The sequence below is a fragment of the Streptomyces sp. NPDC039423 genome (genome assembly GCF_055598725.1).
On record NZ_JBVKAH010000008.1, the window covers coordinates 101,228 to 114,445 of the forward strand.

A 13,218-nucleotide genomic window follows, 5' to 3' on the forward strand; every position below is an offset into this window, starting at 1 on the left:
GTCACGAGGTGGCGCGGCCGTTCCCGCGCCACCTCGTGAACTGCTCCGCCGGGTCACCCGTGTACGACCACGGCACCCAGGACGCCCGCGTCCCCAGCAGCCCGAACAGCTCCCCGTACACCTCGGGCAGGCCCGCCCAGCAGGCGGCGTGCGCCAGGTAGTTGAGCGGCTCGACCTCCTCCGGCCGCACCGCCCCCGGCGGCCGGCCGCCGAGCCACCGCTCCCGCGTCCGCCGCACCTCCGTGGCCGCCAGCTCGTGCTTCCAGTGCTGGTCGAACCCGCGCACCGGCCCCCGCCCCCGCGCCGCGTCCGCGAGGTACCGGTACTCCTCCACCCGCGCGATCTGCACCAGCACCGGCAGCGGCGACCCGGGCGGCGCCGCCCCCGCCGCGTCCCGCGCGAAGTCGTACATCGAGCCGTGCGTGCCGTGCCACCGGGCCGACCAGTACCGCAGCAACTGCACATGGCCCTCCAGGTTGTGCGGGTCGCGCCGCCGCAGCTCGTCCCACCAGCGCCGCAGCTCCACCCGCCCCACCCCGCCCTCGTACAGCCGCGCCACGGTCAGCAGCGACACCCACGGCATGGGGTCGGCCGGCCGCGCGTCGGCGGCGCCCAGGCAGGCCATGACCGTCACGTCGAGCCAGGACCGGTCCACCGCCGTGCCCCGGCCCGCCGCGATCGCCCGGTTGAAGACCCGTACGACCTCGGTCGCCGCCCGCAGCACGGCCGCGTCCGGATCGTCCGGCTCGGCCGCCCGCCACGCCTCCACGGCGGTGCTGTCGGCGGCCGCGTGGGACAGCAGCCGCAGCCGGTGCGTACGGAGGGCCCAGTCGTCCCCGGTGTCCCGCAGCAGGTCACGCACGCCCTGCCAGCGTCCGATAACGATGTCGTGGCGGGCGTCGGTGAGCGCCCGGTCACCCGAGTCCGGGTCGAAGTCGGGCGCGAAACGCATGGAGCGGCGACTGCGGCGTACGGCCAATTCCCTGTCCCCCGTCGAAAGCGCGGTCCTGTCGTGAATTCCCGTCCTTCTCCTTAGAAGTCGGTCGCCAGCGTTTCGTTCCCGTCCGCCCGCTGGTGCTGCCGGGGCAGGTCGTACGGACCCGACGCCGCCATCGCGCGGGCCGCGTCCAGCCGGGCGGGGCGGTAGTACGCGCTGCCCTTCCGCCAGTACCGGACCATGGGGACGATCCCCGCTCCCAGACCGCCCAGGCCGATCGCGACCGTGGTGCCGCTGAGCTCGCCCAGCGACTCGTAGAAGATCCAGAACATGAAGACGGCGCCGGCCAGCGGCCACGCGCCCCCGAGGACGAAGTCGCGCACGGACTTCAGCAGCAGCCCACGGTAGGCCACCACGGCGGCGAGACCGGCCAGCCCGTAATAGAAGGCGATCTGGAGCCCCATGGCGTTGACGGCGTTGTCCAGGATGTCGCCGACCGAACCGAGGGCCGTCGCCGCCACGAACATCACCAGCGCCACCGCCCCCACCACCGCGATCGCCACCCACGGGGTGTTCCAGCGGCGGTGCACCGCGCCGAGGGCGGCCGGCATCGTCCGGTCCCGGCCCATCGCGAACAGCGACCGGGTGACCTGGATGAGGGTGGTCTCCAGGGTGGCGACGCTCGACAGCATCACCGCCACGATCAGCAGCTTGCCGCCCACGCCCGGCCAGACGGCGTCACCGAGCAGCGCCAGTACGTTCGCCCCGCCCGCGCCGATCTCCTCCGCCGACAGGACCACGTTGACGGCGATCGTGAACGCCTCGAAGAGCAGGAACACCACCCCGATCCCCACGAGCGCCGCGAAGCCGGCCGTGCGGCGGCTGTCGCGGGTCTCCTCGCTCAGGTTGCTGGTCACGTCCCAGCCCCAGTAGGAGAAGGCGGCGATCAGCGCCCCGGAGGCGAAACCGGACACCCCGTCGAAGTGCGAGAACCCCAGCCAGGACCAGTCGAAGGCGGCGGCCGCGCCACGGTGCAGCACCACGCCGACGATGAACAGCAGCAGGATCAGCAACTCGACGCCGGTGAGCAGGAGCTGCGCCCGTACGGTGAGCCGGGCGCCGCCCAGGACCACCAGCAGCATGATCAGGAACCAGCCCGCGCCGACGGCGGTGGCCGCCGCGGTGTCGCCGGCCAGCCCGGGGGCCAGGAGCTCCAGGGTGAGCTGCCCGGCCGGCAGCGAACCGGCCACCATGAAGAGCGTCGCGGCCACGATCAGCGCCCACCCGGACAGGAAGCCCAGCGCGGGGTGCAGCGTCCGGCCCACCCAGGAGTAGCTGGCACCGGCGTTGACGTCGATCCGGCCGAGCCGGCTGAACGCCAGCACGATGCCCAGCATCGGGACGGCGCAGTACAGCAGCGCGGCGGGTGCCGCGAAGCCGACGGTGCCGACCAGGACGGCGGAGGTGGCGGCCAGCGAATAGGCGGGCGCGCTGCCGGCGACGGCCATCACGACGGTGTCGAACGTGCCGAGGACATTGGGTTGGAGCCCCCGCCCGGGAGGCCTGCTGGAAGCCTTGCTTGAGCTGCTGCGCATGACGGACGTCCTTGTATGGCACGGCATATGGCGGTGGAGCGGGAGCGGACCGCGCACACCGCGGGAGGGGGCGGCACGCGTGGGCCGAGCGCATCGTAGTCGGGCGGACGCGGTGCGGTGACGCCACCCGGAAGGATGACGTCCGGAATGTATCGCCGCGTTACGGGTGGTGCGGGATAGGTCTGTTGGGGCGGGGGAGGCGGCGACGGGCGCCGGAAATCGGGTCAGGGTTCGTCCGGGTGGGGCGAAACGATGGCGCGGGCGGCCCCGACCTCCTGGCGGAGCGGAGCCAGTACGCCGTCCTCGTCCCTGACCTGATCGTTCCCCTCGCCGGCCGCCGGCCCCGCGCGGACGCCCACCAGGGCGTGGCCGGGGCGCAGCGTCCCCGCCAGCTCGCGCAACTCCCCCTCGACGCGCGCGACCTCCCCGGCGCCGGGTGCCGGCGCGCCCTGGCCGACGCGTACCCGGGCGGCCGTCGTGGCGTCGGCGATCCGCTCCACCGCCACGCACAGCGGCCACCAAGCGGCCGCGCGCGTCCCGGTGGGCGGCGGCTCGGTGAGCGGCCGGCCGCGAGCCGGCGGCGAGGGGCGCGGCGAGGGCGACGGCGGCACGGGCGACGGCCGCCCAGGGGACGGGCGTGGGCTGCGGGCGCAGTCCGCGCACCAGCCACTCGGGCGGCGCGAGGCGCGCGGTGGTGGCGCTCAGCTGAGGTAGCCCTCCGGCTCACCGGGCGGCCGGCCTGCCGTGGCGTCCGGGGCGTCGCCGCACTGCTCGTTGTCCATGGTCCCCACCTTCCCGGATCAGGGGCGGGCACGCAGGTCGAGGTCGACGAGGAGGGCGCGGTGGTCGGTGCGGGGCAGGTCGAGGAACCGGGCGCCGCGCACCGTGAAGTCGCCGCTGACCAGGACGTGGTCGATCTGCGCGAACGGCGGTGGCGTGCCTCCCCGCGGCCAGGTCCCGGTCCGGGCGGCGCCGGCGAGGCGCGCGGAGTCGTGCAGGTCCCCGGCGTCGAGGACGGCGCGGAAGGCGGCGTGGTCCTGGGTGGCGTTGAAGTCGCCGGCCAGGATGAGGGGGCGGCCCCGGTGGGCGGCGGCGAAGTCCCGGAGGAGGGCCAGCTCGTGCTTCCAGAGGCCGACCTGGCCGGGGAGTGGCGGCATGGGGTGGGCGAGGCGGAGCGTCACGTCCTCGCCGCCGACGCGCACGGTGGCGCCCGGCATGCCCATGGTGGTGTCGGGCAGGGCGGGTTCGGCGGTCAGCGGGGTGGTGCCGAGGATGACGGAGCCGGCGGACCCGGCGGCGGCGACCTGGGCGCCGTAGGGGAAGTGGACGCTCAGCGTGCGGGCGCAGGCGGGGTCGCACTCGGAGACGAAGACCAGGTCGGGGCGTTCGCGCCGGACGGTGGCGAGCAGGTCGCCGGTCGCGTTGCCGAACTCGGTGTTGGCGGCGAGCACCCGCAGCCGCCCGGTGACGGGACCGTCCGCGGGCGTGGCGTCCGGGCCGTACGGCCGGGCGGACCAGAGCGTCGCGGCGAGCACCGCGGCGGCCCAGGCGGTCAGGGCCGGCCGGCGGGCGGGGAGCGACACGAGGAGGGCCGCCCCGGCGGGCACGGCGAGCCAGGGCAGCAGGGCCAGCAGTTGCGGTACGGGGGTGACGGCGTCGGTGCCGGCCAGCCGGCACCCGGCCACGGCGGTGGGCACGACGAGCAGCACCCCGGCGGCCCACGCGGCGGCCCGGCGCAACGGTCGGGAGGTGTACGGAACGGCCAAGCGGACACCCTCTCACGGCCGGCCCGCCGCGGTCCCCCGCCCCGCTGATCCACTTGCCGGGAGGGGACCGGGGGTGTGCCCTGGAGGGAGGTCAGCGGAAGGAGCACGCCATGGCCTCACACGTCACGCTGCCGGGACGACACCGCCGCACCGGGGAGCGGGCGGCCCGTCCCCGCCTCCACCGGTCCACCCTCGCGGTGCTCGCCGTGTGCGCCGTTCTCTACGGCCTCTACGCCGAGGTCATCGTCCGTCACGGCGACGGCGCCTTCACCGGCGGCCAGGCCGTGCTCGCCGTGGTGAGCATGGTGGTCTTCGGCGTCCTCTGGTTCGCCTATCTCAGCATCCGCCACGCCCTGCCGCGCGAACTCAGGGCGGCCGCCTTCGGCCTCCTCGTCGGCCTCAGCGTGGGGTTCCTCTACAGCCTGTCCGGCAACAGCGTCCTCACGGTGGCCGTGGTCTCCCTCCTGACGGCGGCGGGCGCGGGCCTGGCGGCGTTCTACGCCTTCTACACCCACGAGTAGCCGCCCGCCGTCAGCCGCCCAGCCGGGCCAGGTGCTGTGCGAAGGGCACGACGTCCGGGGCGCCGGGGCGCGCGGGCCGGGCGGTCATCCGGGCGGCCAGTTCGCCGGCCGCCCGGTCGACGCGGGACGCCAGCCCCTCGCCGTACCCGGAGGCGTCCGGTCCGGGCGAGCCCCAGTCCTCGGACGCGGCGTACACGGCCGTGGCCGTGGGCTGGGCCCGAAGGTGGGCGAACAGCGGCCGCAGCGCGTGGTCCAGGACCAGCGAGTGGCGGGCGGTGCCGCCCGTGGCGGCGAGGAGGACCGGCGTGCCGTTCAGGGCGTCCCGGTCGACCAGGTCGAAGAAGGACTTGAACAGGCCGCTGTACGAGGCGTTGAACACGGGCGTCACCGCGATCAGCCCGTCCGCCCCGGCCACAGCGTCGAGCGCGGAGCCCAGCGCGGCCGGCGGGAAGCCGGTGACCAGGTGCTTGGCGATGTCCAGGGCCAGGCCGCGCAGTTCGACGACCTCCACCTCCGCCTCCGGCAGCCGGGCGCGGACCGCCTCGGTGAGCCGGTCGGCCAGCAGGCGGGTGGACGAGGGGGTGCTCAGCCCGGCGGACACGACGGTGAGCCTCATGCGAACTCCTTGCGGGGCGTGGTGCCACGGGTGGTGGCGGGGTGGGCCGGGGCGGTCTCGGGGACGCCGGCCGGGCGCAGCCGGGCGAACTCCTCGCGGAGGACCGGCACGACCTGTTCGCCGAGGATGTCGAGCTGCTCCAGCACGGTCTTCAGCGGCAGTCCGGCGTGGTCCATCAGGAAGAGCTGGCGCTGGTAGTCGCCGACGGTCTCCCGGAAGCCGAGCGTGCGCTCGATGACCTCCTGCGGGGAGCCGACGGTCAGCGGGGTCTGCTCGGTGAACTCCTCCAGGGAGGGTCCGTGCCCGTAGACGGGCGCGTTGTCGAAGTACGGCCGGAACTCCCGTACCGCGTCCTGGGAGTTCTTCCGCATGAACACCTGGCCGCCCAGTCCCACGACGGCCTGCTCGGGGGTGCCGTGGCCGTAGTGGGCGTACCGCCGCCGGTAGAGCTCGACCATCTTCCGGGTGTGCTCCTGGGGCCAGAAGATGTTGTTGTGGAAGAAGCCGTCCCCGTAGTACGCGGCCTGCTCGGCGATCTCGGGCGAGCGGATGGAGCCGTGCCAGACGAAGGGCGGGACGCCGTCCAGCGGGCGCGGGGTGGAGGTGAAGCCCTGGAGGGGCGTGCGGAAGCGGCCCTCCCAGTCGACGACGTCCTCCCGCCACAGCCGGTGCAGGAGCGCGTAGTTCTCGACGGCGAGCGGGATGCCCTGGCGGATGTCCTGGCCGAACCAGGGGTAGACCGGGCCGGTGTTGCCGCGCCCCATCATCAGGTCGACGCGCCCGTCGGCCAGGTGCTGGAGCATCGCGTAGTCCTCGGCGATCTTCACCGGGTCGTTGGTGGTGATCAGGGTCGTCGAGGTGGACAGGACCAGGTGCTCGGTGCGGGCGGCGATGTGGCCCAGCATCGTGGTGGGGGACGACGGGACGAACGGCGGGTTGTGGTGCTCGCCGGTGGCGAAGACGTCCAGGCCGACCTCCTCGGCCTTGAGCGCGAGGGTGACCATGGCCTTGATCCGCTCGTGCTCGGTCGGGGTGCGGCCGGTGGTCGGGTCGGGCGTCACGTCACCGACGGTGAAGATCCCGAACTGCATCGCGCTCACCTCTCGTGGTCGGTCGCCGGGCGCAGGGCGGTCGGCGACTCATTGATTGAATCTTAAACTACCAGGGAACGGTGACCGCCGGCCGGGTATTCCGCCCCGTACGCTGAAGGCCGGGTCCCCCGCCGGACGGGCCCGGACCGGGGCCGGACCGGCCCCGCACCGACCCCCGGGAGACGCCGTGACCGAGAGCGAGCAGTGGAAGGAGCGCGGCGTGGCGCTGCGCGTCTTCGTGTACGTCTTCGTCACGCACCTGTTCGCCGGGTTCGTCTGGCTCCTCTTCTACGTCGGCGAGCACGCCGCCAAGTGACCCGCGCGGCGCTCCGGGCTCACCAGCCCCGCGCCTCCCGCAGCAGCAGGTCCGCCACCAGCGCCAGGTGCGGGTGGTCCACCGTGCCCGGCCGCCGCACCAGGTACGCCGTGTTGATCGGCGGGTCCTCCGGCGACAGCAGCGGCACCAGGGCCCCCGACGCCAGCTCGTCCAGGCACAGGTACCGCGGCAGCACCGCCACCCCCGCGCCCGCCGCCACCGCCGCCAGCACGCCCCGCAGGTCCGGCACCGTCAGCGACGGCCGGGCGGTCAGCCGGGTGCCGAAGACGTGCCGCCAGTAGCGCCGGGTGATCGGCAGGTCCTCCGCGTACGCCACCAGCGGCACGCCCCGCAGCGCCGCCGCGCCCTCCGCCGCCACCCGCCCCGTCCCGATCGCGTCCTCCCACACCGGTGCGGCGACCAGCACGAACTCCTCGTCCATCAGCGGCACCGCCACCAGCGCCCGCCCCCTCGGCCGGTACGTGGCGATCACCAGGTCGTGGTGGCCCGCCCGCAGCCCGTCCAGCAACCCGTCGGTCAGCCCCGTCGCCACCCGCAGCACCACGCCCCGCCCCGCCACCACCGCCGCCAGCGCGGGCAGCACCCGCACGCACAGCAGCTCGGCCGGCCCCGCCAGCCGTACGGGCTCGGCCTCGCCCTCCGCCGGGCCGCCACCGGTCACCGCCTCCAGCGCGTCCAGCGGCTCGGCCACCCGGGCGGCCAGCCCGTCGGCCACCGCCGTGGGCGCCACCCCGCGCGGCAACCGGGTGAACAGCTCCCGCCCGAGCCGCCGCTCCAACGCCCGGATCTGCGCGGTCACCGTGGGCTGCGACAGGCCCACCAGCCGCGCCGCGGCCGTGAACGAACCGGAGCGGTGCACGGCCAGGAACGTGCGCAGCAGCGTCAGATCGAGCGGGGCGCCACCGGGCGTACGGTCGGTCATGCCCCCGACCCTAGGGCGCGACGACCGGCGGGTAGGGTTCCAGCCCGTGAGCAGCCCCGGCCCCGTGACCGCCCCCGCCCCGCCCGTGACCGTCGTCGGTATCGGCGCGGACGGCTGGACCGGGCTTCCCGACGCCTCCCGGGCCGCCCTGCGGGCCGCCGACGCCGTCATCGGCGGCGACCGGCAGCTCGCCCTGCTGCCCGCCGAGTGCCGCGCCGAGCGGATCGCCTGGCCGTCCCCGCTGCGCCCCGCCGTACCCGCCCTGCTGGCCGAGCACACCCGCGACGGCCGCCGCCTCGCGGTGCTCGCCAGCGGCGACCCCATGTTCTACGGGATCGGCCGCGCCCTCGCCGAGACGGCCGGCCCCGGGCGGCTGCGCGTCCTGCCGCACCCGTCCTCCGTCTCCTACGCGTGCGCCCGCCTCGGCTGGCCGCTGGAGGACACCGAGACCGTCACGCTCGTCGGGCGCCCCCTCGCCTCCCTGGCCGCCGCGCTCCACGACGGGCGCCGGCTGCTGGTGCTCAGCGCCGGCGCGGCCACCCCCGGCGAGGTCGCCGGCCTGCTGCGCGACCGGGGCTACGGGCCCAGCCGGCTGACCGTCCTCGAACAGCTCGGCTCCGACCGCGAGAACCACCTGGCCGGCACCGCCGACCACTGGCCGCACCCGCCCGGCGACCCCCTGAACGTCATCGCCGTCGCGTGCGTGCGCGACCCCGCCGCCCCGCGCCTGGGCGCCGTACCCGGACTGCCCGACGAGGCGTACGAGAACGACGGCCAGCTCACCAAGCGGCACGTCCGCGCCGCGACCCTCGCCGCCCTGGCGCCCGCGCCCGGCGAACTGCTGTGGGACATCGGCGGAGGGTCCGGCTCGATCGGCATCGAATGGATGCGCACGCACCGCACCTGCCGTGCCGTCACGGTGGAACGCTCGCCCGAGCGGGCCGCCCGCATCGCCCGCAACGCGGCCGCCCTCGGCGTACCCGCCCTGGATGTCGTCACCGCCGCGGCACCCGCCGGACTGGCGGAACTGGACACCCCCGACGCCGTGTTCATCGGCGGCGGGCTCACCGCCCCCGGCCTGCTGGACGCCTGCTGGGCGGCCCTCGGACCGGGCGGGCGGCTGGTCGCCAACACCGTGACCCTCGAATCCGAGGCGCTGCTCGCCGACCGGTACCGCCGCCACGGCGGCGAACTGGTCCGGCTCGCCGTCGCCCACGCCGTCCCGGTGGGCGGCTTCACCGGCTGGCGCCAGGCCATGCCGGTCACGCAATGGTCCGTAACCAAGCAGGAGACCGAAGGATGACCGTCTACTTCATCGGTGCGGGCCCCGGCGCCGCCGACCTCATCACCGTGCGCGGCGCCCGCACCCTCGCCTCCTGCCAGGTGTGCCTGTACGCCGGGTCCCTCGTCCCCCGCGAGCTGCTCGCCGAGTGCCCGCCCGGCGCCCGGCTCGTCGACACGGCCCGCCTCGACCTGGACGCCATCACCGCCGAGCTGGTCCGCGCCCACGAGGAGGGCCACGACGTGGCCCGCCTCCACTCGGGCGACCCGGCCGTCTTCAGCGCGGTCGCGGAGCAGATGCGGCGGCTGGACGCGGCGGGTGTCCCGTACGAGGTCGTCCCCGGCGTCCCGGCCTTCGCGGCCGCCGCGGCCGCGCTGAAGCGGGAGCTGACCGTGCCGACCGTCGGCCAGACGGTCATCCTCACCCGGATCGCCGAGCAGGCCACCGCCATGCCCGAGGGCGAGGACCTGGCCACCCTGGGCCGCAGCGGGGCCCTGCTGGTGCTGCACCTCGCGGCCCGGTACGTCGACCGGGTCGTCGCCGAACTCACCCCGCACTACGGCGCCGACTGCCCGGCCGCCGTGGTCGCGATGGCCAGCCGCCCGGACGAGGTCATCCTGCGCGGCACGCTCGCCGACATCGCCGCCGCCACCAAGGAGGCCGGCATCACGCGCACGGCCGTCATCCTGGTCGGCCGCACCCTCGCGGCGACGCAGTTCCGCGACAGCCACCTGTACTCGCCGGAGCGGGACCGTCACATCTGCTGAAGGCCCCTGGGCTCGCTGCGCCCCACCACCGTGCCCGCGCGGTCGATGCACACCACGTCGACCGTGACGGGCGCGCCGCGCAGCACCTCGAGGGCCTGGTCGCGGGCCGTCTCGGCGACGAGGTCGCCCAGCGGCACACCGGCCGCGGCGCACAACTGGAGCGCGGCGAGCCCCGTGTTGGCGGCCGCCACCCGGGCGGCCAGTTCCTCGTCGGCGCCGCCGCGGCTGGCCAGCTCCGCCAGGAAGCCCTTGTCGACCTGGGAGCGCGCCGAGTGCAGGTCCAGGTGCCCCGCCGCCAGCTTGGACAGCTTCGCGAAGCCGCCGCAGACGGTCAGCCGGTCGACCGGGTGCCGGCGTACGTACTTCAGCACCGCGCCCGCGAAGTCGCCCATGTCCAGCAGGGCGTCCTCGGGGAGCCCGTACAGGGACGTGACCGTCCGCTCCGACGTCGAGCCGGTGCACCCGGCGACGTGCCGGCGGCCCGCCGCCCGCGCCACGTCCACCCCGCGCCGGATGGAGTCGATCCAGGCGGAGCACGAGTACGGCACGACGACCCCGGTCGTGCCCAGGATCGACAGCCCGCCGAGGATCCCGAGGCGCGGGTTCCACGTCGAGCGGGCGATCTCCTCCCCGTCGTCGACCGAGACGGTGACCTCGACGTCCCCGGTGCCGCCGTGCGCCGCCGCGACCTCCGCCACGTGCTCGCGCACCAGCCGCCGGGGCACCGGGTTGATCGCGGGCTCGCCCACCTCCAGCGGCAGGCCGGGCCGGGTCACCGTCCCCACCCCCGTACCCGCCCGGAACACCACCCCGGAGCCGGCCGGCAGGAGCCGGACGGTGGCACGGACCAGGGCCCCGTGGGTCACGTCCGGGTCGTCGCCGGCGTCCTTCACGATCCCGGCCATGGCGTACGCGTCCGTCAGCTCCTCCGCCGCCAGCGCGAACGCCGGGGTGTGGCCCTTCGGGAGCGTGATCGTCACCGGGTCGGGGAAGTCCCCCGTCAGCAGGGCGGTGTACGCGGCGGTCGCCGCCGCCGTCGCGCACGCCCCGGTCGTCCATCCGGACCGGAGACCGGTGTGCTTGAGTTGGGCGCTGCGCCCCCCGCTCGCGCCCTCGCTCGCGGCTCCGGCCGCGCCGGCACCCGTACTCGTATTCATGGACGGCTCCCGATGCACGTACTGATCCTCGGCGGAACGACCGAGGCCCGCCGCCTCGCGGAGATGCTCCACGACCGCCCGGCCGTCCGGGTGACCAGCTCGCTGGCCGGCCGCGTCGCCGCGCCCAGGCTGCCCCCCGGCGAGGTCCGCGTCGGGGGGTTCGGCGGGGCCGGGGGCCTGGCGCGGTGGCTGCGCGAGCACCAGGTGGACGCGGTCATCGACGCCACCCATCCTTTCGCGGACACGATGAGTTTCCATGCGGCTGAGGCGGCCGCCGACGCCCATGTTCCCCTGCTCGCCCTGCGCCGGCCCGGGTGGGCCCCCGTCGACGGGGACGACTGGCATCCGGTGGACACCCTGGCGGAGGCCGCGGACACGGCGCGCGCGCTGGGCCGCCGGGTGTTCCTCACCACCGGGCGCATGGGCGTCGCCGCCTTCGCGCACATCACCGACGCCTGGTTCCTGCTCCGCTCGGTGGACGCCCCGGAACCGCCGTACCCGCCGCACATGGAGGTCCTGCTCGACCGGGGACCGTTCAGCCTGGACGGCGAGCGGGAGGTGCTGCGGCGGTACGCCGTCGACGTCCTGGTCACCAAGGACAGCGGCGGCGCGGCGACGGCACCCAAGCTCACCGCGGCCCGCGAGGCGGGCGTCCCCGTCGTCGTGGTCCGCCGCCCACCGGTCCCGGACGGTGTCCCGCTGGCGGCGACCCCGGAGGAGGCCGCGGTGTGGGCGACGAACGGCGCGACGGCACTCCCGCCGAGCCGCCCCCGGAGCCGGGTCAGCCCGCCAGCAGCTGGGAGCCCGGCACCCACCAGCCCTTGACGTCCCCGTCGACCGCGCGCAGCATCATGCGGCCGTCGACGAGGGCGCGGCGGTCGTACCGCACCGGAGTGTCCTTCGGGTACGTCACCGTCCGCTCCTCCGTGCCCCGGCGGCACACGACGCTCACCCCGGCCCGGAACCGCGCCCGCCGTGCCGGCAGGTAGTCGGACGCGCACCACTCGCCCCGCAGGTACGCGGCCGGGTAGCGCTCGGCCACGTACCAGCCGGCGCCGGGACCCTCCGTGAGGAGGTAGTGCACGTCCCGCCCCTCGATCCGGATCCGGTGCGAGGCGGTGGCCTCGGTCGGGCCGGCCGGCTCAAGGGCTCGGGTGCCGGTGACGGTGCCGTCGTCGCCGTACCGGAACAGCGTGTGTGTCCCCTCCGCGAGGTGCACCCGCCCGCCGTCCTTCCCGAGCGACGGCGCCGGGTAGTCGTCCACCAGCAGGTCCGACTGCGCGGCGAGCAGTTCGCTGCCGGACAGCCAGGACAGCCGGCGCAGCAGCGTGACGTGCACGGGGTGGTACGACTTCGTCGGGACGGCGTGTGTACGGCAGTAGTGCGACAGCCAGCGGGGGTTGCGCATGTTCCGGAAGTTCGCGGCGAGGGTGGTCAGCGAGCCGTCGAAGAGGTCGGCGGCCAGTGGGCTGCGGGTCAGCGCGTAGTAGTCCCACAGCCCGAGCGCGGCGAACATGAAGCCGTTGTACGTGTGGTCGGACGTGCCCGGCGCGTCGATCGGGTACTCGTGGATCCACAGGTGGCCCGTCTCGTCCCGGGCCACCACCCACGGCTGTCCGCCGTCCCCGGCCAGCAGTGACCGGAACGCCCCGTCGGCCGCCCGGCGGTACCGCTCCCGCGCCTCCGCCGGAACGGCCGGGAGCCCGGCGAGCTGGGCGAACAGGCTGAGCGCCTCGCCCTGCGCCATGCCGGAGTACCAGGGCGCCTCGTAGGAGACACCGGTGTGCACGTCGTGCGTGAAGTCGAACGGGTACGGGAAGAACCACGCCCCGCGCCGCTCGTGCCGCCGCGCCATCACCCGCTCGGCCTGCGCCCGCGCCCGGTCGAGGAAGAACACGTCCCCGCTGCGCCGGTGGGCGGCCAGGTTCTCCAGTCCGTACTGGATCTGCCCGACCGGGTGGTCGTGCAGCCCCCCTTTCCACCGGAACATCCGCACCCCGTCCCCGTCGTGCGTCCCCTCGTCCTCGCGCGGGGCCACCCGGTCCCGCCACGGCCGCATCCCGTCGGGCAGGTCGAGCACGCACCGGAAACCCCGCACCGCGAACGTGAACGGCAGCCCGCCGGGCACCGCCACCTGCTCGCCGGGAGCCCGCCGTCCCACCAGAAACCCACCTCCGGCCAACGCCACCGCCGCCGCACCGCCCCCTGCGGCCTTCAGCAACCACCT

At 75.4% G+C, this 13,218-nt stretch carries 13 protein-coding genes and 1 pseudogene; 5 read left to right on the forward strand and 9 right to left on the reverse strand.

Annotation, left to right across the window (positions count from 1 at the left end; all coding sequences use genetic code 11):
- Nucleotide 1 precedes the first annotated feature (1 nt).
- The 4 genes and pseudogenes from ACZ7LK_RS24650 to ACZ7LK_RS24665 all read right to left on the reverse strand — a co-directional run bounded on the left by ACZ7LK_RS24650 (nt 2) and on the right by ACZ7LK_RS24665 (nt 4,298).
- On the reverse strand, nt 2-952 hold the full coding sequence (locus tag ACZ7LK_RS24650; protein WP_469463587.1) for a hypothetical protein: 951 nt from the start codon (nt 950-952) through the stop codon (nt 2-4).
- Nucleotides 953-1,032: 80 nt separating this feature from the next.
- Nucleotides 1,033-2,532, reverse strand: a complete 1,500-nt coding sequence (locus tag ACZ7LK_RS24655) for an APC family permease (protein WP_392275596.1) — start codon at nt 2,530-2,532, stop codon at nt 1,033-1,035.
- 224 nt (nt 2,533-2,756) lie between these two features.
- Nucleotides 2,757-3,098 (reverse strand): annotated as a pseudogene (locus ACZ7LK_RS24660) (FUSC family protein); the annotation flags it as partial.
- 234 nt (nt 3,099-3,332) lie between these two features.
- Nucleotides 3,333-4,298 (reverse strand): endonuclease/exonuclease/phosphatase family protein, encoded by a 966-nt coding sequence (locus ACZ7LK_RS24665; protein ID WP_469463588.1) that lies wholly within the window; start codon nt 4,296-4,298, stop codon nt 3,333-3,335.
- Between the two features lie 110 nt (nt 4,299-4,408).
- Here ACZ7LK_RS24665 and ACZ7LK_RS24670 point away from each other — a divergent pair, with 110 nt between their 5' ends.
- Entirely contained in the window at nt 4,409-4,819 is a 411-nt protein-coding gene (locus ACZ7LK_RS24670; RefSeq protein WP_392275594.1) for a hypothetical protein, read from the forward strand.
- A 10-nt stretch (nt 4,820-4,829) separates the two neighbouring features.
- Here ACZ7LK_RS24670 and ACZ7LK_RS24675 read toward each other — a convergent pair whose 3' ends face one another.
- Together ACZ7LK_RS24675 and ACZ7LK_RS24680 are read right to left on the reverse strand one after the other, a co-directional pair.
- Entirely contained in the window at nt 4,830-5,435 is a 606-nt protein-coding gene (locus tag ACZ7LK_RS24675; protein ID WP_469463589.1) for an FMN reductase, read from the reverse strand.
- A complete protein-coding gene (locus tag ACZ7LK_RS24680) occupies nt 5,432-6,526 on the reverse strand; it encodes an LLM class flavin-dependent oxidoreductase (RefSeq protein ID WP_392275592.1) in 1,095 nt (364 codons plus the stop codon). Before ACZ7LK_RS24680 ends, ACZ7LK_RS24675 begins: the two co-directional genes overlap by 4 nt.
- Nucleotides 6,527-6,713: 187 nt before the next feature.
- Here ACZ7LK_RS24680 and ACZ7LK_RS24685 point away from each other — a divergent pair, with 187 nt between their 5' ends.
- Complete coding sequence (locus tag ACZ7LK_RS24685) at nt 6,714-6,842, forward strand: DUF6126 family protein (RefSeq protein ID WP_392275591.1); 129 nt, start codon at nt 6,714-6,716, stop codon at nt 6,840-6,842.
- A 19-nt stretch (nt 6,843-6,861) separates the two neighbouring features.
- Here the strand turns inward: ACZ7LK_RS24685 and ACZ7LK_RS24690 are convergent, their stop codons facing one another.
- Nucleotides 6,862-7,785 carry a LysR family transcriptional regulator gene (locus ACZ7LK_RS24690; protein WP_471143376.1) on the reverse strand — a complete coding sequence of 308 codons (924 nt, stop codon included), beginning with the start codon at nt 7,783-7,785 and terminating at the stop codon, nt 6,862-6,864.
- 46 nt (nt 7,786-7,831) lie between these two features.
- Here ACZ7LK_RS24690 and cbiE point away from each other — a divergent pair, with 46 nt between their 5' ends.
- Both cbiE and cobM read left to right on the forward strand, forming a co-directional pair.
- On the forward strand, nt 7,832-9,088 hold the full coding sequence (gene cbiE, locus ACZ7LK_RS24695; RefSeq protein WP_471143378.1) for a precorrin-6y C5,15-methyltransferase (decarboxylating) subunit CbiE: 1,257 nt from the start codon (nt 7,832-7,834) through the stop codon (nt 9,086-9,088).
- Nucleotides 9,085-9,834, forward strand: coding sequence for a precorrin-4 C(11)-methyltransferase (gene cobM, locus ACZ7LK_RS24700; protein WP_469463590.1), 750 nt, complete (start codon nt 9,085-9,087; stop codon nt 9,832-9,834). Before cbiE ends, cobM begins: the two co-directional genes overlap by 4 nt.
- Here cobM and ACZ7LK_RS24705 read toward each other — a convergent pair.
- A complete protein-coding gene (locus ACZ7LK_RS24705; protein ID WP_471143381.1) occupies nt 9,822-10,991 on the reverse strand; it encodes a cobalt-precorrin-5B (C(1))-methyltransferase in 1,170 nt (389 codons plus the stop codon). The genes cobM and ACZ7LK_RS24705 overlap by 13 nt on opposite strands.
- Nucleotides 10,992-11,003: 12 nt before the next feature.
- On the opposite strand from ACZ7LK_RS24705, the gene ACZ7LK_RS24710 reads away from it, so the two are divergent.
- Complete coding sequence (locus ACZ7LK_RS24710) at nt 11,004-11,816, forward strand: cobalt-precorrin-6A reductase (RefSeq protein ID WP_469463592.1); 813 nt, start codon at nt 11,004-11,006, stop codon at nt 11,814-11,816.
- Here ACZ7LK_RS24710 and ACZ7LK_RS24715 read toward each other — a convergent pair.
- Nucleotides 11,773-13,152, reverse strand: coding sequence for a D-glucuronyl C5-epimerase family protein (locus ACZ7LK_RS24715; RefSeq protein WP_471143384.1), 1,380 nt, complete (start codon nt 13,150-13,152; stop codon nt 11,773-11,775). The genes ACZ7LK_RS24710 and ACZ7LK_RS24715 overlap by 44 nt on opposite strands.
- Nucleotides 13,153-13,218: the final 66 nt, after the last annotated feature.